Annotated in this window: 16 protein-coding genes; 5 read left to right on the plus strand and 11 right to left on the minus strand. The window is 69.2% G+C overall.

Going from position 1 to position 19733, the window contains the following annotated elements; genetic code table 11:
- Positions 1 to 2: 2 nt before the first annotated feature.
- A complete protein-coding gene (locus AB0B91_RS53955) occupies positions 3 to 4172 on the minus strand; it encodes a HAMP domain-containing protein (protein ID WP_358339185.1) in 4170 nt (1389 codons plus the stop codon).
- Positions 4173 to 4294: 122 nt separating this feature from the next.
- Here AB0B91_RS53955 and AB0B91_RS53960 point away from each other — a divergent pair, with 122 nt between their 5' ends.
- Positions 4295 to 5839 carry a GAF domain-containing SpoIIE family protein phosphatase gene (locus AB0B91_RS53960; protein WP_358339188.1) on the plus strand — a complete coding sequence of 515 codons (1545 nt, stop codon included), beginning with the start codon at positions 4295 to 4297 and terminating at the stop codon, positions 5837 to 5839.
- Positions 5840 to 5885: 46 nt separating this feature from the next.
- Here the strand turns inward: AB0B91_RS53960 and AB0B91_RS53965 are convergent, their stop codons facing one another.
- The 3 genes from AB0B91_RS53965 to rho all read right to left on the minus strand — a co-directional run bounded on the left by AB0B91_RS53965 (position 5886) and on the right by rho (position 10068).
- Positions 5886 to 7652, minus strand: a complete 1767-nt coding sequence (locus AB0B91_RS53965) for a prolyl oligopeptidase family serine peptidase (protein ID WP_358339191.1) — start codon at positions 7650 to 7652, stop codon at positions 5886 to 5888.
- A gap of 161 nt (positions 7653 to 7813) precedes the next feature.
- The gene (locus AB0B91_RS53970; protein WP_358339194.1) at positions 7814 to 8812 is read right to left on the minus strand and encodes a putative RNA methyltransferase; all 999 of its coding nucleotides are present in this window, start codon (positions 8810 to 8812) and stop codon (positions 7814 to 7816) included.
- 152 nt (positions 8813 to 8964) lie between these two features.
- Positions 8965 to 10068, minus strand: a complete 1104-nt coding sequence (gene rho / locus AB0B91_RS53975) for a transcription termination factor Rho (protein WP_358339197.1) — start codon at positions 10066 to 10068, stop codon at positions 8965 to 8967.
- Positions 10069 to 10443: 375 nt separating this feature from the next.
- On the opposite strand from rho, the gene AB0B91_RS53980 reads away from it, so the two are divergent.
- Entirely contained in the window at positions 10444 to 10590 is a 147-nt protein-coding gene (locus tag AB0B91_RS53980) for a hypothetical protein (protein ID WP_358339200.1), read from the plus strand.
- A 9-nt stretch (positions 10591 to 10599) separates the two neighbouring features.
- Positions 10600 to 11340, plus strand: a complete 741-nt coding sequence (locus AB0B91_RS53985; protein WP_358339203.1) for an MBL fold metallo-hydrolase — start codon at positions 10600 to 10602, stop codon at positions 11338 to 11340.
- A 10-nt stretch (positions 11341 to 11350) separates the two neighbouring features.
- Here AB0B91_RS53985 and AB0B91_RS53990 read toward each other — a convergent pair whose 3' ends face one another.
- Positions 11351 to 13243, minus strand: a complete 1893-nt coding sequence (locus AB0B91_RS53990; protein WP_358339205.1) for a nitrate- and nitrite sensing domain-containing protein — start codon at positions 13241 to 13243, stop codon at positions 11351 to 11353.
- Between the two features lie 124 nt (positions 13244 to 13367).
- A complete protein-coding gene (locus AB0B91_RS53995; RefSeq protein WP_358339208.1) occupies positions 13368 to 13751 on the minus strand; it encodes a hypothetical protein in 384 nt (127 codons plus the stop codon).
- Positions 13752 to 13857: 106 nt separating this feature from the next.
- Here AB0B91_RS53995 and AB0B91_RS54000 point away from each other — a divergent pair, with 106 nt between their 5' ends.
- The gene (locus tag AB0B91_RS54000; RefSeq protein WP_358339211.1) at positions 13858 to 14385 is read left to right on the plus strand and encodes a DUF6886 family protein; all 528 of its coding nucleotides are present in this window, start codon (positions 13858 to 13860) and stop codon (positions 14383 to 14385) included.
- On the opposite strand, the gene AB0B91_RS54005 is transcribed toward AB0B91_RS54000, so the two are convergent.
- The 3 genes from AB0B91_RS54005 to AB0B91_RS54015 all read right to left on the minus strand — a co-directional run bounded on the left by AB0B91_RS54005 (position 14351) and on the right by AB0B91_RS54015 (position 16611).
- Positions 14351 to 15322: a 2-dehydropantoate 2-reductase N-terminal domain-containing protein gene (locus AB0B91_RS54005; protein WP_358339214.1), complete on the minus strand. Its 972-nt coding sequence runs from the start codon at positions 15320 to 15322 to the stop codon at positions 14351 to 14353. The genes AB0B91_RS54000 and AB0B91_RS54005 overlap by 35 nt on opposite strands.
- 19 nt (positions 15323 to 15341) lie before the next feature.
- Positions 15342 to 16064: a glycosyltransferase family 2 protein gene (locus AB0B91_RS54010; protein ID WP_358339217.1), complete on the minus strand. Its 723-nt coding sequence runs from the start codon at positions 16062 to 16064 to the stop codon at positions 15342 to 15344.
- Positions 16065 to 16146: 82 nt separating this feature from the next.
- Positions 16147 to 16611, minus strand: coding sequence for a DUF2000 domain-containing protein (locus AB0B91_RS54015; protein ID WP_358339220.1), 465 nt, complete (start codon positions 16609 to 16611; stop codon positions 16147 to 16149).
- Positions 16612 to 16727: 116 nt separating this feature from the next.
- Here AB0B91_RS54015 and AB0B91_RS54020 point away from each other — a divergent pair, with 116 nt between their 5' ends.
- Positions 16728 to 17219 (plus strand): Lrp/AsnC family transcriptional regulator, encoded by a 492-nt coding sequence (locus AB0B91_RS54020; protein WP_308127296.1) that lies wholly within the window; start codon positions 16728 to 16730, stop codon positions 17217 to 17219.
- Between the two features lie 196 nt (positions 17220 to 17415).
- On the opposite strand, the gene lysS is transcribed toward AB0B91_RS54020, so the two are convergent.
- Both lysS and AB0B91_RS54030 read right to left on the minus strand, forming a co-directional pair.
- Positions 17416 to 19050, minus strand: a complete 1635-nt coding sequence (gene lysS, locus AB0B91_RS54025) for a lysine--tRNA ligase (RefSeq protein ID WP_358339223.1) — start codon at positions 19048 to 19050, stop codon at positions 17416 to 17418.
- 48 nt (positions 19051 to 19098) lie between these two features.
- Positions 19099 to 19719: a VOC family protein gene (locus AB0B91_RS54030; RefSeq protein ID WP_358339225.1), complete on the minus strand. Its 621-nt coding sequence runs from the start codon at positions 19717 to 19719 to the stop codon at positions 19099 to 19101.
- Between the last annotated feature and the right edge of the window lie 14 nt (positions 19720 to 19733).

The raw sequence follows: 19733 nt of genomic DNA on the forward strand, positions 1-19733 counted from the left end.
GATCACGCCCCTTCGGCTGATGACTCGCCAGTGGATCGCCCTCGGCCGAGCCAGCCGCGCAGGCGTTCGAGCAGCCGGTCGACGTCGACGGGCTTGGGCACGTAGTCGGAGGCACCCGAGGCGATGCTCTTCTCGCGATCGCCCCGCATGACCTTGGCGGTCAGCGCGATGATCGGGAGATCGGCGAACTGGGGCATGCGCCTGATGGCCGAAGTGGTGGCCCAGCCATCCATCTCCGGCATCATGATGTCCATCAGCACGAGAGCGACGTCCTCGTTCCGTTCGAGCTGCTCGATTCCTTCGCGGCCGTTTTCAGCGTAGACGACGGTGGAGCCGTGCCGTTCGAGAACGCTGGTCAGGGCGAACACGTTACGGATGTCGTCGTCGACAATGAGGATCTTCGCGCCGTTGAGCGGGTCGTCGCCGTGCCACTGGCTGGTCTCGGCGGGCGGTTCGATCAGCTCGGGCAGCGGCAGGTCGAGCGGGATCGGCGGCTCGTGCAGCGCGGCCGTCGGCTCCTCGACCGGCACGGAGAGCAGTTGCCTGCGCTCGATGCCGCTCTCGACCTCCGCGAGCGGGCCCGTGTAGGAGGCAGGCAGGTAGAGGGTGAACGTGCTCCCCTTGCCCAGCTCGCTGTCGACGTGGATCTCACCGCCGAGCAGCAGGGCGATCTTGCGGCAGATCGACAGGCCCAGCCCGGTGCCGCCGTACTTACGGCTGGTGGTGCCGTCTGCCTGCCTGAACGCCTCGAAGATGACCTCGCGCTTGTCGGGCGCGATGCCGATGCCGGTGTCGATCACCTGGAAGGCCAGCAGGTCGTGGGCGCCGTGCAGGGTGTCGTCGTCGAACTCGACCCCGGCGGGCACGGGCGTGACCCGCAGCTTGACCTCGCCCTTCGGCGTGAACTTCACCGCGTTGGACAGCAGGTTGCGCAGCACCTGCTGCAGCCGCTGCTCGTCGGCGCGCAGCTCCTGCGGCACGTCGTTGTCCACCTCGACCGCGAAGGCCAGCCCCTTGTCCTGGGCGAGCGGCGCGAACGCCGCCTCCAGGAGATCGACCATCTTCGGCAGAGACACCTGGATCGGATGGATGTCCATCCGGCCCGCCTCGACCTTGGACAGGTCGAGCATGTCGTTGATCAGCTGGAGCAGCGCCGACCCCGCGCCGTGGATCGTCCTGGCGAACTCGACCTGCTGCGAGGTCAGGTTGCCCTCGGCGTTCTCGGTCAGCAGCTTGGCCAGCACGAGCAGGCTGTTGAGCGGTGTGCGCAGCTCGTGGGACATGTTCGCGAGGAACTCGGACTTGTAGCGCGAGGACACGGCCAGCTGCTCGGCGCGCTCCTCCAGCGTGCGGCGGGCCTGCTCGATCTGGAAGTTCTGGATCTCGATGGCGCGGTTCTGCTTGGCCAGCAGCGCCGCCTTGTCCTCCAGCTCCGCGTTGGACCTGCGCAGCTCCTCCTGCTGGCGCTGCAGCTCGTCAGAGCGTTCCTGCAGCTCGCGGGTGAGTCGCTGCGACTCCGTCAGCAGGTCCTCGGTGCGCGAGTTGGCGATGATGGTGTTCATCGTGACGCCGATGGTCTCGACGAGCTGGGTCAGGAAGTCGAGATGCACCTCGCCGAACGGGGTGAACGAGGCCAACTCCAGCACGCCCAGGACGCGGTTCTCGAACAGGATCGGGAGTACGACGATCTGCGCGGGCGTCGACTGGCTGAGGCCGCTGTCGATGGTGATGAACCGCGGCGGCACGTCGTCGAGGACGATGTGCCGGCCCTGGGCCGCGGCCTGGCCGACGATGCCCTCGCCGACCGCGAAGCGCTGACGCGGGCCGCGGTCGGGGCGTACGCCGTAGCCGCCGATCAGCAGCAGCTCGTGCTCGCCCTCGGGATCGACGCCGTAGAAGGCGCCATAGCGGGCCGACACCAGCGGTGTCAGCTCGCTCATCGTCAGCTTGGCCACCTCGAACAGGTCGCGGTGGCCCTGCATGAGCCGGGAGATGCGGGCCAGGTTGGACTTGAGCCAGTCCTGTTCCTGGTTGGCCTGGGTGGTCTCGCGGAGGTTGGCCACCATCGAGTTGATGTTGTCCTTGAGCTCCGCCAGCTCGCCCTGCGCCTCGACGGCGATCGAGCGGGTCAGGTCGCCCCTGGCCACGGCGCTGGTCACGGTGGCGATCGCGCGTACCTGGGTGGTGAGGTTGCCGGCCAGCTCGTTGACGCTCTCGGTGAGCCGCTTCCAGGTGCCCTCCACGCCCTCGACCCGCGCCTGGCCGCCCAGCCGGCCTTCCGAGCCCACTTCGCGGGCGACTCGGGTCACTTCGGAGGCGAACGACGACAACTGGTCGACCATCCGGTTGATGGTCGTCTTGAGTGCCAGGATCTCGCCCTGGGCGTCCACGTCGATCTTGCGGGTGAGGTCGCCGTTGGCGACCGCGGTGGTCACCTCGGCGATGTTGCGCACCTGGTACGTCAGGTTGTTGGCCATGAAGTTGACGTTGTCGGTGAGGTCCTTCCAGACGCCCGACACGCCCTGCACCCGTGCCTGGCCGCCGAGCTGGCCCTGCGTGCCGACCTCGCGGGCCACGCGGGTCACCTCGTCGGCGAAGGACGAGAGCTGGTCGACCATGGTGTTGAGGGTGTCCTTGAGCTGGAGGATCTCCCCCTGGGCGTCGACGGTGATCTTCCTCGACAGGTTGCCCTGGGCCACCGCGGACGAGACCGCCGCGATCTGGCGCACCTGGGAGGTCAGGTTGTTGGCCATCGAGTTGACGTTCTCGGTGAGGTCCTTCCAGACCCCGGAGACGCCGCGTACCTGTGCCTGGCCGCCCAGCTGTCCCTCGGTGCCCACCTCGCGGGCCACCCGGGTCACTTCGGAGGCGAACGACGACAGCTGCTCGACCATCGTGTTCATGGTGGACTTGAGCTCCAGGATCTCGCCCTGGGCGTCCACGTCGATCTTGCGGGTGAGGTCGCCGTTGGCCACGGCCGTCGTCACCTGGGCGATGTTGCGTACCTGGTAGGTGAGGTTGTACGCCATGGAGTTGACGTTGTCGGTGAGGTCCTTCCAGACGCCCGACACGCCCTTCACCTCGGCGCGCCCGCCCAGCTTGCCCTCGGTGCCGACCTCGCGGGCCACGCGGGTCACCTCGTCGGCGAAGGACGAGAGCTGGTCGACCATCGTGTTGAGGGTGTCCTTGAGCTGGAGGATCTCGCCCTCGGCGTCGACGGTGATCTTCTTCGACAGGTTGCCCTGGGCCACCGCCGTCGCCACGGTCGCGATGCTGCGTACCTGGCTGGTGAGGTTGTTGGCCATGAAGTTGACGTTGTCGGTCAGGTCCTTCCAGACCCCGGAGACGCCCGTCACCTGGGCCTGGCCGCCGAGCTGGCCTTCGGTGCCGACCTCGCGGGCGACTCGGGTGACCTCCTCGGCGAAGCCGGAGAGCTGGTCCACCATCGTGTTGACGGTGTTCTTCAGCTCGAACATCTCGCCCACGGCGTCGACCGTCACCTTGCGGCTCAGGTCGCCCTTGGCCACGGCGGTGGTCACGACCGCGATGTCACGCACCTGCGCGGCCACGCGGGAGGACATCGTGTTGACGGCCTCGGTGAGGTCGCGCCAGCTACCGGACATGCCGCGCAGGTTGGCGCCGCCGCCCAGCCGGCCCTCGGTGCCGGCCTCCCGGGCCACCCTGGTGACCTCGGAGTTGAACAGCGCGAGCTGGTCGACCATGCCGTTGATCGCCTTGCCCAGACGGCGTACCTCGCCGCGGGCCGAGCGGTCGAGATCGATCCGCCGCGACAGGTCGCCCTTGGCCACCGCGTCGATCACGTCTGCGGCGCCGCTCACCGGGCTCACCAGGGCGTCGATCAACATGTTGACCGACTCGACGCTCTCCGCCCAGGCGCCGACCCCCGGCCCCGGCGTCAGTCGCTCGCCGAACCGGCCCTCCTTGACAACTTCCTTGCGTACGCGCACCAACTCATTGGCGAGGTGTTCGCGACGGTCGGCCACTTCGTTGAGCAGCAACCGCACCTCACTGAGGATGCCGGCCGGGGCATGGGGGACCCGGCGGCGGAAATCGCCGTCTCGCCAGGAGAACAGGGTCTCTAGGATCGGGACGAGATCCGACTCGGTGTAAGTCCTCTCCTCAGAGCTCAATGCGGCCTTGGCCGTTGTCATGGGACCTCCTTCACTCCCGGGGTGCCACCGCGAGTAGGTACAAGTCTGTCACGATGAGTAGCTCCTAGTCCCGTCCCTTGGATTTACCCCAAGCCACCAGGAAGTGTGGTAGGCACGTTGCGATGACTGGTACTCCCCATGCGGTGTTGGCCGCCACGTTCGCGCCCGGCGACACCGCTGTGACGGCTGCGATGAGGTTCACCCGTGAGGTCCTGACCGCGTGGGCAGTCGGCAGTGTGCTGCATGTGGCCGAGCAGGTCGCCGCTGACCTGGCCGAACAGGCGATAGACGAGCCGTTCGAAGTCATCTGGAAGCACTTCGGCGATGCCGTGCAGGTCGAGTTGAGACAGCGGAGCAGCTCACACGGCGACCCGAAGGCTCCGTCCGTGGGGGTAGAGGAGTGGGGCATCACCTTCGCGGGCGAGTCTCGTGTCCATTGGGCAAGACTCACGCTACCCGGCTCTACGGACAAAGTGTCATCCGAGTGGCTGGAGGAGAGCGCCAGGGGGCCGCATTGGCTGGGGTTCCTGGCCGACGCCAGTGACCTGCTCGCGGGCACTCTCGACCCCGACATGGTGCCCGCCATCATCGCCCAGATCGTGGTGCCGCGGCTGGCGAGCTGGTGCGCCGTCTACACCTCTGACACCGCTGTCGGTCCGCTGCGGCTGGTCTACCTCTGGCACGCCGACGAGGCCAGGATCGACGGGCTGCGCGAGCAACTCGGCGACATGGATGCGATGATCGCCGACGCCCGGGTCACCTCCACCATCCACCTGGCCGACTCGCAGGTGCTCGCGGTCCCCCTGACCGCGCGCGGCCGGGGCCTGGGCATGATGTGCCTGGGCCGGCCCGACCGCTTCACCGACGAGGTCATCCAGTTCGCCGAGGACATCGGCCGGCGGGCGGCGCTGGCCACCGACAACGCCCGCGTCTACGCGCAGCAGGCCGCGGCCAACCGGGCGCTCCAGCGCAGCCTGCTGCCGCCGAACGAGCCCGAGGTGCCCGGCCTCGACTACGGCGTCGTCTACGAGCCGGCCGGCGAGGCCAACGAGGTCGGCGGCGACTTCTACGACCTGTTCAAGGCCGGCGACGACTCGTGGCGGTTCGCGATCGGCGACGTGTGCGGCACCGGCCCGGAGGCCGCCGCCGTGACGGGCCTCGCCCGCCACACCCTGCGCCTGCTCGCCCGCGAGGGCTACGGAGTGGCGGCCGTGCTCGGCCGGCTCAACCAGGCGATCCTGGAGGAGGGCGAACGGGCCAGGTTCCTCACCCTGCTGCACGGCGACATCACGCCGGTGGCGACCGGCTTGGAGATACGCCTCGTGTCGGCCGGCCATCCGGAGGCGCTGCGGCTGAAGCCGAGCGGCGTGGTCGAGACGGTGACGACCCCGCAGTCGCTGCTCGGCGTCTTCCACGAGGTGGTGTTCGAGGCCGACACGCTGCATCTCGACCACGGTGACGTGCTGCTAGCGGTCACCGACGGGGTGACGGAGCGGCGCTCGGGCGGGCGGCTGCTCGACGACGACGGCGGTCTGGCCAAGCTGCTCGCCGAGTGCGCCGGGCTGTCGGCCCGCGCCGTGGCGGAGCGGATCCGCAGGGGGGCGGCCGACTTCGCCACGGAGCCGAGCGCGGACGACCTGGCGATCGTCGTCCTCCGGGCCCGCTGAACCTATTTCCCGATGTTGACTAAGTGACTTTGCAAGTAGTCGATTATCAGAGCGGGTTTACGTGCTTGCGGGCGAATTCAAGCTGTAGTGCTATTTGCGCGATCCGTTCGGACATGACCAGGGAACCGCGGATCGCGTCGTAGGCGTACACCTCGTGCTCCCGGCCATGCTCGGCCAGTTTCGCCACGTACTTCTCTATCTGCCGTAGCGGGCACCGGCTGTCGTTCTCGCCGGCCAGGATCAGCACCGGGCTCTCCACCCGGTCCACGTAGGTGATGGGGGAGCTGGCGGCGTAGCGCTCGGGCTGCTCGTCGGGCGAGCCGCCCAGCAGCGCACGGTGGTAGGCGCGCAGGCTCTCGGCCTCGTCCTCGTAGGAGGTCTGGTGGCAGGCGATCGGCACCGCCGCGATGCCGGCCGTCCACAGCTCGGGCTGGGTGCCGAGGCCGAGCAGCGTGAGGTAGCCGCCCCAGGCGGTGCCCGCCAGCAGCATCCTGGTGGGGTCGGCGATGCCGCGCTCGACGACGTGCTCGCGTACGGCGGCGACGTCGGCCAGCTCGATGTGGCCGACGTCGCTGTGGAGCGCGTCGCGCCAGGCCGTGCCGTAGCCGGTCGAACCTCGGTAGTTCACCCGCACCACCGCGAAACCGGCGTCCACCCAGGCCGCGACCTCGGGGGAGAAGGCGTCGCGGTCGTGCGTCGTCGGGCCGCCGTGCAGCAGGAACACGGTGGGGTAGGGCGCGGCCCCGATCTCGGGCCGGGAGACCAGCGCGTGGATCCGGCCGCCGGGGCCGGGCACGTCGAGGTCTTCGACCGGGACGCTCGGCGGCGCCGAGGGGCCGCTGGGGTTGAGCACGACCTGGCCGTTGCTGGAGCGGATCACCGGCGGGCGGGAGGCGCTGGACCACGAGTATTCGACGTTGCCGCCGGGGCGCGGGCCCGCCGCGTCGATCACGCCGTGCGGCGTCTCCAGCAGGGTCAGGCCGCCGCCCGCGAGGTCGTAGCGGTGCAGGTAGCTGCGGGCGCGATTGTCGCGGGTGATCAGCAGGCCGCGGCCGTCGTCGTACCAGTCCGCGGTCAGCTCGCCGGAGTCCTTCATCCAGATCTCGCGCTGCTCGCCGGTCACCGGGTCCCAGACCAGGGGCTCCTGGCGCTGGCGGCGCTCGTGCAGGGCGAGCATGCGGCGGTCGCCCGGCACCGGGGCGAACCTGAGGCCGATCACGCCCTTGTCGGGGCCGTCGTAGAGCTCGGCGACGGCCTCGCCGTTGGGGCGGACGACACGGAGCGCCGGATGACGGAAGTCGCCGTACTCCGCATGATTTATCGCGATAAGTGCGCCGTCGAGGGACATGTCGGCTACCCAGGCCGCCTCGGCGTGCTCGTAGAGCAGGCGGGACGGCTCGCCGGGCCGTACCAGATGGATCCTGAACGAACCCTCACTGGCCAGGCTGATCGCCGCGACGCCCGCTGTGGACAGGGCGATGCCACCCGGCTGGCCGGGGCCGAGGTCGTGGGCGACCGGCTCGTCGGCGCCGCCGGTGAACGGCTGGCGCCACCACAGGCCGAACTCGTCGCCCTCGGTGTCGGCGAACCAGTAGATCCATTGGCCGGTGGGATCGATCGCGGCGTGGGCGGTGCCCTTCGGTCTGTCGGTCACCTGGCGGTTGGCGCCGCTGGCGCGGTCCCAGGCGTAGACCTCCCAGGTGCCGGTGGCGTTGGAGCGATAGATGGAACGGCTCGGGGCCAGCCGCGCCCAGGACGGCAACGTCATGCGTGACGCCCGGAACCTGGCCTGCCAGCGTTCCTCGGCCTTCATCCGGCGCGCCCCCCTCCCTCTCTCACCCCGCCTCTGGGCGTGGGTTGCCGTCCAGTATTGCGCCTGTCTCGCGGAAATACTCCGAGAATGTGGGGGAATTTCGGACTAAATGCCCCATCATTAACACGAGTCCCAGATGTCCGTCAAGGAACAGCCCTTGATCATGGTGACGCCTCGAAGATAGACAGATGGAACGCAGCCGTAGCCACCACTTTTTCTCGCTTTTTCGCGGTATCCCGAGAGAGATAGCTCGAAATCCGGTTCGCCAGCTCGGTCGCCTCAGTGTGCCACGCGCTCGGCCCCATCCCCACCACCCCGGCGATCTCGCCGGGATCCAGCTCCAGGTCGAACTCGACCATCCGCCGGTCGGCCTCCTCGAACCCCGCAAGGCTCCTGGCCAGTCGCCGTTCCTTCTCCTCGTCAACCGAGAGCAGCCCCAGCTCCTGGACGAGCGGGCTCAGATGCGCCCGAGCGGGCGTCACGACGACCACCACGCCGCCGGGCCGCAGAATGCGGCGGAACTCGGGGCCGTTGCGGGGCGCGAACACGTCGATCACTATGTCGGCCACCCCGTCCCTGATGGGCAACGGCCGCCACACATCGGCCACGAAGGCCCCCACCCTCGGGTGCGCCCGAGCCGCCCGCCGCACAGCGTGTTTGGACACGTCGAATGCCATCCCGATGCCACGGTCCACCGCTCTCAGCACCGTCGCCAGGTAGTAACCGGTCCCGGCTCCGGCATCAACGATCACCGGCTCCTCCGCGTGGCCGGCCTCCTGCCGCGCCGACCTCGCCTCGCGAGCCACTGCGGCACTACGGTACGCCTTCTCGGCCGCCGCGTCCGGCAGTGCTGAGAACCTATCCCTACGGAAAGCGTCGCCTTCCCGGCCATTGGCGCTCTGTATCCGCAACCGAACACTCTCGGCGAGAGCGTCGGCGAGCGGAGCGTAGTGTCCGGCTCCCAGAAACTCGGCCCGTGCCGCCACCATCGCCGCGCTGTCAGCCGTCCCCGGCGTCCGCGACCCGACCAGCAGGCTCACGTAGCCCTGCTTGGCCACGTCGAACGCGTGGCCCTCGGCGCAGCGCAGCGTGTCACCCGCCAACCGCATCTCATGCGCACAGACCGGGCAGGCCAGGTATTCGACGATGTCAGCCAGCATGCGCCCATTCTCACGGTCGCCGGGCACTTGACGCGCCACCGGTAGGACGGGCTGACAAAGGAGAGGGTGGGCGGTGGAGTCACGCCCGAAGGTGTATGTCGTACAAGAATGGGTGCCGGGCGATATACGCAAGATCCGGCACAGGCACTGGGTCAGGCGCTGGCCTGGAGCAGGAAGGCCGCGTTGGACGGTGTCTCGCGGAGCTTGCCGACCAGTAGTTCCAGTCCCTGCTGCCGGTCCAGTGCGGTGAGCATCCGGCGGAGCTTCCAGACCACCTGCCGCTCACCGGCCGGTAGCAGGATCTCCTCGCGGCGGGTCCCGGATATGCCCAGGTCCACGGCCGGGAAAAGGCGGCGTTCGGCCAGGTCACGGGCCAGGTGCAGCTCCATGTTCCCGGTGCCCTTGAACTCCTCGTACAGGCTGTTGTCCATGCGCGACCCGGTGTCGACCAGCACGGTGGCCAGGATCGTCAGGGAGCCGCCGCCCTCCACGTTTCGCGCGGAGCCGAAGAAGCGCTTCGGCGGATAGAGGGCCGTGGCGTCGATGCCACCGGTGAGCACGCGGCCACCGCTGGGGGCCAGGTTGTTGTACGCGCGCCCGAGCCGGGTCAGCGAGTCGAGCAGCAGCACGACGTCCTGGCCGTTCTCCACGAGGCGCTTGGCGCGCTCGATGGCCAGCTCGGCGATCGCGGTGTGGTCGCGGTCGGGATGGTCGAAGGTGGAGTAGAAGACCTCGCCCTGGATGGAGGCGCGCATCTCCGTGACCTCTTCGGGGCGCTCCCCGACGAGCACGACCATGAGGTGCGTCTCCGGGTGGTTACGCGCGATGGCCGCCGCGAGCGCCTGCATGACCATGGTCTTGCCGGCCTTGGGCGGGGCCACGATGAGCCCGCGCTGGCCCTTGCCGATGGGCGCGAACAGGTCGATGACGCGAGTGCTGAGCGACTCCGTCTCGATGCGGAGGCGTTCGGTGGGATGGATCGGCGTCAGGTCGGCGAAGTGCGGACGGTGCCGCCACTCGGTGGTGCCGTTGACGGACTCGATCTCGATCAGCTTGCCACCCGCGACGGTGGCGACGACCTGGTCGCCGGGGCGCAGGCCGAACTGCTTGACCCGGTCGGGCGGCAAGCGGGTGTCATCCGGGCCGGGCAGGTGCCCCGCGCGAATGAAGGCGCCTTTCTCCCGGATGTCGAGCAGGCCGGTGACCTGTCGAGTGGGCGCGGCGGCGCGCGGTTTGGGAATGGTTTGAACAGACATGATGAACCCTCCTCGAGGGCAACGCCGAAGAAACCGGCGAGTGAAGAATGAGCCTGGCCCGAGAATCCGGGCGGGGCGATGGGGGAAGTGGCGGAGCAAGAAGCTCAACGCCGCTGGCAACGTATCACACGTTCCGGCCCATACAACACCTAGCCCTCATGGGCTATTCCCGGGGGGTTCTCGCGTCTTCCGCCTCGGCGCGCGGAGCGCGACGTAACAATGTTCTTCTCGGCACGGAGTGCTGCGAATTACCGCAGCTGGTGTGCACGACGACATAGATCGCCCATCAACGCACCGGCATCCTGTCAAGCGGGATGCAGGGCCACTGCAATCCGATGAGGCTTTCATAGAGACACGACTCCTTGGGGGATCACGATGATGAAGACCAGCACCCTTTGCCCGCGGTGTGACAACGAGCTCGACGAGGGCCCGATCATGTACCGGTGCGCGCACTGCTGCCGCGCCGTCTACGCCGCGGACCTCGAGAACGAGTACGTTCCGCGCCAGCGCGTGGCCGCCTAGTCTGGGCGAATGCCGCACAAGCCGCGTACGATCTCCGGCGTCGAGGTGACGCCTCTCTGCGACGCCGTGGGTCCCATGGGACCGACGATCCGCCGCCCGCTCACCGAGATGTTCCCGGGGGGAGGGCTCGCGGACGGGCCGTGGATCCTGCACTTTCACTGCTATCTGCTGCGTGACCCGGCGGGCCGGGTCACGCTCGTCGACACCGGCATCGGTGGCACGGACTCACCGGCGTCGAGCTGGGCGCCGGTGCCGGGAACTCTGCCCGGTGAGCTGGCGGCCGCCGGAGTGGATCCGGCCGAGATCGGCACCGTGATCCTCACCCACCTGCACAGCGACCACGCCAGTGGCGCGGTCGTGGACGGCCGCCCGCTGTTCGAGAACGCCAGGTACGTTCTGCAGCAGGCCGAGGCCGACGCGGCCCAGGGCGCGATGCTCGATCAGATCCTCACCCCGATCAAGGGGCAGCTACAGGTCGTCGACGGCGATGCCGAGGTCGCGCCGGGCGTGCACGTCCATCTGGCGGCGGGGCACACCCCTGGTCACCAGATCGTCCGGCTGGGCGAGCTGGCGATGACCGGCGACCTGGTGCTGCATCCGGCGCAGCTCGCCGATCCGAGCGTTCACTACCTCTACGACGACGACCCCGTGAAGGCGGCCGCCACGCGTGCCGAGGTGCTCGGCGGGCTGCGGGCCGAGCGCGCGGTGCTCGCCACCGCGCACTTCAGCGACCCGTTCCTGGAGCTCTGAGCGTCTCGCCTCAGGCAGGGACCGGCAGGTCGGCCAGCAGGTCGGCGGGGAGGCTGACGATCGCGGTCAGCCCCCCGTACGGCGAGGCGCCGAGCGCGACCTTGATCCCGTTCCTGGCGGCCAGCCTGGCCACCACGAACAGCCCCAGCCGATCGCTCTGCGCCAGGTCGAACTCCGGCATCTCGGCCAGCCGCGTGTTGAGCTCGTCGAGCTCCTCCCTGGTCAGGCCGAGACCGCGGTCCTCGATCTCGACGTTCACCCCGTGCGGGGTGATCGTCGTCCGCAGGTCCACCCGGGTCTGCGGCGGCGAGAAGAGGGTGGCGTTCTCGATCAGCTCGGCCATCAGGTGAGCGACGTCGGTGACCGCCTGGCCGACCAGGGAGACGGGCGGCGGCTGCAGTACCTCGACCCGCGGGTACTCCTCGACCTCGGCCACCGCCGCGCGCAGCACGTCGTGGATCGGCACGGGGTTGCGCCAGCCGCGCCCCGGCGCCTGGTCGGACAGGATGATGAGGCTCTCGGCGTGCCGGCGCATGCGGGTCGTGAGGTGGTCGAGCTTGAACAGGTCTTCGAGCGTCTCGGGCTCCTCCGCGCCGCGTTCCATGCTGTCGAGCTGCAGCAGCTGACGGTGCAGCAGGGTCTGGTTGCGCCTGGCCAGGTTGACGAAGACCTGGCTGACGCCGTGCCGCAGCCTGGCCTGGCTCAGCGCGGTCGCCACGGCGGTGGACTGCACGTTGTTGAACGCCTGCACGATGTCATGCACCTCGCTGGTCTCCGCCTTCACCTCCAGCGTGGGCAGCTCGTCGGGCGTCGGCGGGCCGACGTCCGTGCGCAGCCGCTTGACCAGCGCCACCAGCCGTACCTCCGCCAGCTCGGTGGCGGCGTCGCGGAGCCCGGCGAGCTCGCGGACCAGGCGGCCGCGGAAGCGGAGCGAGAGCAGGACGGAGGCGAGTACGGCGATCAGGCCGACGCCGCCCGCCACGCCGATCTTGATCAGCACGTTGACGGCCGCGGGTGTGACGCGCTGCGTGATCCCCCGTACGGCCTGCAGCTGGTCGCGCTCGACGACCGTCCACACGTTGCTCGCGTCGATGGGCCAGGTGGCCGCCGTGGCGGGCAGGCCGTTCTTGGTGGCCTGGCCCGTGATGGCGTCCTCCGCCTCAAGGAACTCGCGGTAGGCGGGCGAGGAGATCAGCTGCTCGTACGGCCCGCGCAACCCGGGGTCGAGGTGGGACAGCGCCTGGGTGTAGAGGAGCCGCCTGGTGGCGACCATGCCGGTGAACTCCCGGCGCTCAAGGGTGCTCACCTTGCCCCTGGCCAGGAGCACGATGATGAGCGCCCGCTCTCTGGACAGCAGGTCCTTGGCCTCGCCGAGCATGGTGACCGCCCGCGCCTGCCGGTAGAGCGCCATGTCGGGCATGAGGATCATGGCGTCGTACATGCGGAAGGAGGCGTCGGCGATCTCGCTGTAGCCGTCGATCACGTCGAGCGGGGTGGGGCTCGCGCCGTCGACCTGGCGCCGGATCCCGGGTAGCTGGTCGAGCCGGTCGTACAGGGCTCTGAGCTGGTTGGCCATCCCGGACGAGACGTCCTGCTCGCCGGCCCGCCCGCGGAAGTCCGCGACGGCCTCGTCGGTCCGGATGCGCTGCTTGGCGAGCTGATCGGCGCCGCGCCTGGTCACCAGGAACTCGATGGAGGCCAGCCGCTCGCTCTGGAGCTCGACGTTGATCTGCTCGGACGGGTCGGCCAGGTTCGTCACCAGTTCGTTGATCGCCAGCAGGCGCAGGCCGTCGCCGCCGGTCAGGGTGGCCGCGAACGCCCACAGGCCGACCAGTGACGTGAGCGGGACGATCAGCAGGACGAGGAGCTTGATGGCGATGGGACGGCCACGCGTGGGGGGCATGCGACCTCCGGAGGCATGATGAGATCGCCTCGCACAGTACACCCACTTTTATCGGGATTTCTGGCGTCGGCCGACGCGAGGACCCCTGGCACCCTCGCGCCGGCCGCACTCAGATGCGCTGCCGTTACCGCCGCCTGGGGTCCTCGACGCCGCCGGCCACGAGGCGGTCGGCCGGCTCGGACTGGGGCTCGGGCTGAGTCTCGTGCTCGTGCTCCAGCTTCCGCTGCAGCTCGCGCTTCTCTTCCTCCAGCCGGGCCACCCGGCTGGAGGCCTCGGCCCGCGCCACGCGCGCCTGGCGGCGGCGGGTGGCCGTCCGGCGGGAGCCGGAGCTGATCATCGCGATGCCCAGCAGCAGAACCGCCGCGGTCACGGCACCGGCGATGAACATGCCGAGGGAATCGAATTCGAACGTATAGCCGAACAGAATGTACCTGGCGGTCTCTTCAGAAGCGACCAGGGCGATGGCGCCACCAGCGAGCAGGACCAGGACCAGACCCAGCAAGATCATTTCAGCTCACTCCCTGTTGTCAGAGCGAGTCCCCACTGCCCAGACGCGGACGGAGTATGCCGCGCCATCCCCGTTCTCATAGGGGTTTGCGGCCATCATGGCGTTCATGAGACCCGAGCCCGGCCAGGTGCTGCACTTCTCCGAAGACCCGACGATCGAGCTGTTCGTGCCGCACGTCGCGCCGACCTCCGCGATGCGTGAGCCGTACGTCTGGGCGGTCGGTCACGACCGCTGTCCCGACTACTGGTTCCCGCGGGCCTGCCCGCGGGCGATGGCCTGGAAAGGGGCCGCCACCACCGCGGCCGACGCCGACCGGATCATCGGCGCGGGCTGCGGCGATCGGGTGCACGCCATCGAGTACGGCTGGCTCAAGGCGCTCATGGACGTCAGCCTGTACGCCTACCGGCTGCCGGCCGGCCCGTTCCGCGTCATCGGCGACGACGGCCACGCGCTCGTGGCCGAGGTGCCGGTGACGCCGCTCGGCCCTGCGGAGCCGGTGCCGGATCTCTTGGACCTGCACGAGGAGGCCGGGATCCAGCTGCGCGTGCTGGACAACCTCTGGCCGTTCTGGAACGAGGTGACGGCCAGCACGATGAAGTTCAGCGGGATACGGCTGCGGAACGCTCGTCGATGAGCGCGGTCAGTTCGGTGACCGGCATCGACCGGGGCGGCAGCTTCTCGCGGGCGTAGCGGTTGGCCTCGCGCTGGAGCACCTCGTTGGCCGGGGTCGGGATCCCGTACTCGCGGCCGAGCAGCACGATCTCGCCGTTGAGGTAGTCGGCCTCGATCGAGCCGGTGGACCTGGCCAGGCTCTGCCATGAGGATCCGCCGCCGCGTTCGAAGCCGTCGATCGGCCGGGGGTCCACCTTGTTGCCGCGGACCTCCGCCTGCTCGCCCGGCGTGGGGTAGGCGATGCCCGCCTCTTCCAGGACGGCCATGCCCTCGGCTCTGGTCTGCTCGTGCAGCGACTCGAGGCCGGGGTCGCGCCCGCAGAGCGCGTCGACCGCGTTGCCCAGGTTGCTGAGCAGCTTGCCGTACTTCCAGCGCATGACGTCGGGCGCGTCGAGCCCGGCCATCCAGCTCTTGTTGAGGTCGGTGACGAGCTGCCGCGAGACTTCATCCACACCCTGTGGATAACGTCCGACATGCAGCATGCCGGAGTACGGGTGGCCGTGGGCGGCCACCGTTCCGGGCTCGATGTGCGTCGCGGGCAGCCACACGCACATGCCGTAAACGCGCTCGAACCTCCGCAGGACCATCCGCTCGTTGTCGACGCCGTTCTGGGCGCACACCACCGGCAGGTGCCTGGGCCACGGGTCGAGCGCGCTGATCGTGTCCTGTGACTTGGTGGCCACGATCAGCACGTCGTCGTCACGCGTCGGGACGGGGCCGTCGGCCACGGGCACGTCCAGGGTCTCGCTCGAGTCGGGGGTGAAGAAACGCAGGCCGCCGTTCTTCAGCGCCTCGTAGTGGGCGCCGCGCGCGACCAGCACGACTTCGTGCCCGCCCTGGTACAACCGTGCTCCGATGGTGCCGCCGACTGCCCCTGCTCCGATGACTATGTAACGCATGATCCGAGAATGTCACCGTTCACTCGGCGAGCGCCACCTGGGCCTGCGCGGCCATTGCCCCGCGGGTGCGCTCGCGGAGGATCGTCTTCAGTACGCGCCAGCCGTCGCGTACGGCGTGCAGGTTGCTCTCGCCGTGGATGCGGGAGTGCTCGTGGCTGGGTACCTCGCGGATGCGGAGTCCGGCCTGGGCGGCTCGTACGTTCATCAGTGTCTCGATCTCGAAACCGTCGCAGTCCAGCGCCAGCGCATCGAGGTGGTGGGCCCAGAACGCGTTGTAGCCGTAGCACAGGTCCGTGTAGCGGGTGCCGTACAGCAGGTTCGTCAGACCCGTGAGGACCTTGTTGCCGAGCGACCGGAGCGGGCTGATGTCGTCGGAGCCACCGCCGGGGGCGTACCTGGAGCCCTTGGCGAAGTCGGCGCCTTGAACCAGCGCGCTGACGAAGGAGAAGATCTCTCCGCCGTCGGTCGACCCATCGGCGTCGATCATGACAATGATGTCGCCGCGTGCCGCCGTGAAACCCTCGATGAGGGCGTTGCCTTTGCCACGTCCCGTCTGCGCGACGACGCGCAGGTCGGGCCGGAGTCGCCGGGCCACGGCGACAGTGTTGTCAATCGAGTTGCCGTCGACGAGGACTACTTCGTCGATCCAGGTAGGCAGCGTCGCGAAGACGTGGGGGAGATTGCCGGCCTCGTTCATCGCAGGAACGACGACAGTGACGCTCACGGCGAAGGGCTTGTTCATGCCCTGAAGGTGCGCTTTCCCGCATGCAAGCCGCTTGACAGCCCCTTGCACTGCTCTCTGATGTATGTATATGTCCGGACATTCAGCGCAGCAAAGGGAGTCGTCCGGTGAGGCGCTCCACCGTCGCGCGCGGGCCGAGGAGGCTGACGGCGTAGTAAGGCGGCTCCTCCGTCCGGGCGAGTTCGGCCAAGTACTCGTCGTAGACGTTGGTCCGCTGGGCGATGGCCGCCATGTCGGTGACGACCAGTTCGGGTTCGGCGGCGGCCTCGGCCCGCAGCCGGCTGACGATCGCGGCGGGCGCGGCCAGCACTGTGCAGCCGATCCACGGCAGCCCCGCGTGCTGGTGGCCGGTGGCGTCGGTGCCGCCCGAACCGAGGATGGCGGGCACCGTACGGCCGACGGACGCGGCGAGGCAGGCGGCGGCGTTGGCCTGGAGGCCGCGGGGCAGGTCGCGGTCCATCACCATCACCCATTTCACCGGGAGCTCCCGGGTGGGCAGGTCGCTTCGATGGTCGAGGCTGTCGATCCAGCCGGCGAGCATGGTCATCCGAGGTCCTTCCTCCTCCGAACTTATGAGGGAAAGGTGGCACGTATCCCGCTGGACCAACAACACGACGACTCTGATTCCGAAGAAAATTCGGAGATTCGTGGCAATATGTGGGCGTGGACGAACTTGATACGGCCATCGTCGTCGAGTTGCAGCGCGACGGCCGCCAGACCAACCGCGAGCTCGCCGAACGGATCGGCATCGCGCCCTCGACCTGCCTCGAACGGGTGCGGTCACTGCGCGGCCACGGCGTGATCGAAGGCTTCCACGCCGAGGTCAACCTGGCCGCCATCGGCCGCCCGGTGCAGGCGCTCATCCACGTACGGCTGCATCCCAAGATCCGCGAGGCGGTGGAGGGGTTCCGCGACTACGTGGCCGCGCTGCCGGAGACGCTGGCGATCTTCGTGGTGTCGGGGGGCGACGACTTCATCATCCAGGTGGCCGTGCGCGACACGGGGCACCTGCGCGACTTCGTGCTCGACCACGTCTCCCGGCACCGCAACATCGCCGACGTCCGCACCTCCCTGGTCTACGACCACATCCGCAAGACGTCTGTAGAAGTTCTTCCACCTGAACGCCCCAGCCCCCCGCGTGCTGGCCGCAAGTGACCTTTTTCTGTTACGGCCAGCATGGGCCGGCCCCACCCTTCTGGGCGGGGCCGGCCTCTGTCCAGGGGCACGCTCCTGAGGTTTACGGGGCTGGGCGCCGTGACGTGCGCACTCTTGACCCCGGCCGTCCTCAGGGCTTGGCCACTCGCAGGGTCAGGGGTGCCAGGCGGCGTCCGTCAGCTTCGCCTGCGCCGACTCACACGCCCACCAGCTTCCTCACCCGGTCGGCGCCCACGGCCAGGAGCAGGGTGGGGAGGCGTGGTCCCGTGTCGTTGCCTACCAGGAGGCGGTAGAGGAGGGCGAAGAAGGCTCTTTGGGCCGTCTTCAGTTCGGGGGTCGCCTTGGCGTCTGGCGCCAGTCCGGCCTGGACCTTCGGTACGCCGTACACCAGTGTGGTCAGGCCGTCGAGTGACCAGTGTTCGTCGAGGCCGTCGACCAGTAGCCGGAGTGAGTCGCGGTCGGCCTCGTCGAGTGTGGCCAGTAGCTCGGTGTCGGGTGACTCGCGTACGCGGGTGCGCTGGTCGGCGGGGACCTGGGTGTCGATCCAGCGCTGGGCGCGGTCGAGCCGGGGGCGGGCCTCGTCGAGCGAGGTGAGCTCGCCGTCGAGGTCGCGCAGGATGCGCAGCGTCTGGTCGTCGTCGCCCGTGGTGATGTCGACGATGGAGGCGAGGGTTCGGTAGGGGACCGGGCGCGGCGTGGCGGCCAGCGGACCCTCGGACGTGCGCACGGCCCGCTCGTAGGCGGCCAGTTCGGCGGGCTGGGTGGTCTCGGTGGCGACCTTGCGGCCGAGGCTGTCCCATTCGTCGTAGAGCCGCTGGATCTCCTGGTCGAAGGCGATCTTGAAGGACTGGGCCGGCTTGCGCCGCGCGTACAGCCAGCGCAGCACCGGCGCCTCCATGATCTCCAGGGCGTCGGCCGGGGTCGGCACGTCACCCTTGGAGCTGCTCATCTTGGCCATGCCGGTGATGCCGACGAAGGCGTACATCGGGCCGATCGGCCGCTCGCCGCCGAACACCTCGCCCACGATCTGCCCACCGACGATCCAGGCCGAGCCGGGGGAGTGATGGTCGACGCCCGAGGGCTCGAACACCACGCCCTCATACGCCCAGCGCATCGGCCAGTCGACCTTCCACACCAGCTTGCCGCGGTCGTGCTCGGCCAGGCGCACGGTCTCGCCGAACCCGCACTCGCAGGTGTAGGCCAGCTCGGTGCTGTCGTCGTCGTAGGCGGTGACCGTGGTGAGATCCCGCTCGCACAGCTCGCAGTAGGGCTTGTAGGGGTAGTAGTCGGCCGCCTCCTTGGCCTCCTTGCCCTCCTTGGTCTCCTTGGTGCGGTAGCGGGCCAGGACCGCGTTGATCCGCTCCCGTTCGCGCATGGCGAGCAGGATCTGCTCGCGGTAGGTGCCGGCGGTGTACTGCTCGGTCTGGCTGATGCCGGTGTAGGCGACGCCGAGCTCGGCCAGCGCCTCGATCATCGGCGCCTTGAAGTGCTCGGCCCAGCTCGCGTACGGGCTGCCCGGAGGGGCGGGCACCGAGGTCAGGGGCTTGCCGATGTGCTCGGCCCACGACGGGTCGATGCCCGCCGGCACCCTGCGGAAGCGGTCGTAGTCGTCCCACGACAGCAGGTGGACGCAGTCGTGGCCGCGGCGGCGGATCTCGTCGGCGACGAGGTGAGGGGTCGTGACCTCCCGCAGATTGCCCAGATGGATCGGCCCGGACGGGCTCAATCCCGAGGCGCAGACGATCGGTTTGCCCGGGGCGCGACGCTCCGCCTCGGAGATCACCTCATCCGCGAACCTGGAGACCCAGTCGGTCTCCGTAGTGTCAGCCATCGAGCCATTGTTGCGGCTAGCCCGCGATCAGGCCAACGGAATGCGAGCCTAGGTCAGGGTCACGGGGCCGAGCGGGGTGTCGAGCACTGCCCGCAACGCGATCTCCGGGCCCTCGGTGACGTCCAGCTCGACGCCCAGTGCGGCCAGATCGCGGCGGAGCGCGCCGGGCTCCGGGTGGACGGCGCCGAAGGCGGACAGGCCCAGCCGGGGCAGCCCTGCGGGACGGGTGGTGCCGCCCCAGTCGATGAGGAACGGCACCGGCTGGACCGGCTCGGGATCCTCTCGCCTGGTGAGCCGCCACTCCAGCAGGGTGCCGTCGGGGGTGCGCCGGGACAGCGGCTCGATGTCGCCGGGGTCGTAGCCCTGCTCACGGGCCTGCCGAACGGACTTGTCGAGGTCGGCGGAGCGCACGGCCCAGGTGATGAGCCGCGGTTCGGAGAGGGTCGCCAGGTCGAAGATGGGGCGCTGGAGGCCGGCCGCGGCTTCCGGATCGGGGCCGATGATCTCCAGGTAGGAGCTCTCGCCGAAGCCGACCAGGTAGTTGGCGGTGCCGCCGGGGTGGCGGCCGCCGACCGCCGGGGCGACCCCTGTGCGCTCGGCGAAGTCGGCCACGCCGCCCAGAAGGTCGGGCACGGCGTAAACGAGATGGTCGAGGCGGGGATCGGTCACTGGACTGCCTCCGG

The sequence above is a fragment of the Nonomuraea sp. NPDC049141 genome (assembly GCF_040648415.1).
In the GTDB taxonomy this organism is placed as follows: Bacteria; Actinomycetota; Actinomycetes; order Streptosporangiales; family Streptosporangiaceae; genus Nonomuraea.

Excerpts from the sequence above, each read along its gene's own strand:
- AB0B91_RS53955 (WP_358339185.1), bottom strand. The coding sequence starts at position 4,172 with ATGACAACGGCCAAGGCCGCATTGAGCTCTGAGGAGAGGACTTACACC.
- AB0B91_RS53960 (WP_358339188.1), top strand. The coding sequence starts at position 4,295 with ATGACTGGTACTCCCCATGCGGTGTTGGCCGCCACGTTCGCGCCCGGC.
- AB0B91_RS53965 (WP_358339191.1), bottom strand. The coding sequence starts at position 7,652 with ATGAAGGCCGAGGAACGCTGGCAGGCCAGGTTCCGGGCGTCACGCATG.
- AB0B91_RS53970 (WP_358339194.1), bottom strand. The coding sequence starts at position 8,812 with ATGCTGGCTGACATCGTCGAATACCTGGCCTGCCCGGTCTGTGCGCAT.
- rho (WP_358339197.1), bottom strand. The coding sequence starts at position 10,068 with ATGTCTGTTCAAACCATTCCCAAACCGCGCGCCGCCGCGCCCACTCGA.
- AB0B91_RS53980 (WP_358339200.1), top strand. The coding sequence starts at position 10,444 with ATGATGAAGACCAGCACCCTTTGCCCGCGGTGTGACAACGAGCTCGAC.
- AB0B91_RS53985 (WP_358339203.1), top strand. The coding sequence starts at position 10,600 with ATGCCGCACAAGCCGCGTACGATCTCCGGCGTCGAGGTGACGCCTCTC.
- AB0B91_RS53990 (WP_358339205.1), bottom strand. The coding sequence starts at position 13,243 with ATGCCCCCCACGCGTGGCCGTCCCATCGCCATCAAGCTCCTCGTCCTG.
- AB0B91_RS53995 (WP_358339208.1), bottom strand. The coding sequence starts at position 13,751 with ATGATCTTGCTGGGTCTGGTCCTGGTCCTGCTCGCTGGTGGCGCCATC.
- AB0B91_RS54000 (WP_358339211.1), top strand. The coding sequence starts at position 13,858 with ATGAGACCCGAGCCCGGCCAGGTGCTGCACTTCTCCGAAGACCCGACG.
- AB0B91_RS54005 (WP_358339214.1), bottom strand. The coding sequence starts at position 15,322 with ATGCGTTACATAGTCATCGGAGCAGGGGCAGTCGGCGGCACCATCGGA.
- AB0B91_RS54010 (WP_358339217.1), bottom strand. The coding sequence starts at position 16,064 with ATGAACAAGCCCTTCGCCGTGAGCGTCACTGTCGTCGTTCCTGCGATG.
- AB0B91_RS54015 (WP_358339220.1), bottom strand. The coding sequence starts at position 16,611 with ATGACCATGCTCGCCGGCTGGATCGACAGCCTCGACCATCGAAGCGAC.
- lysS (WP_358339223.1), bottom strand. The coding sequence starts at position 19,050 with ATGGCTGACACTACGGAGACCGACTGGGTCTCCAGGTTCGCGGATGAG.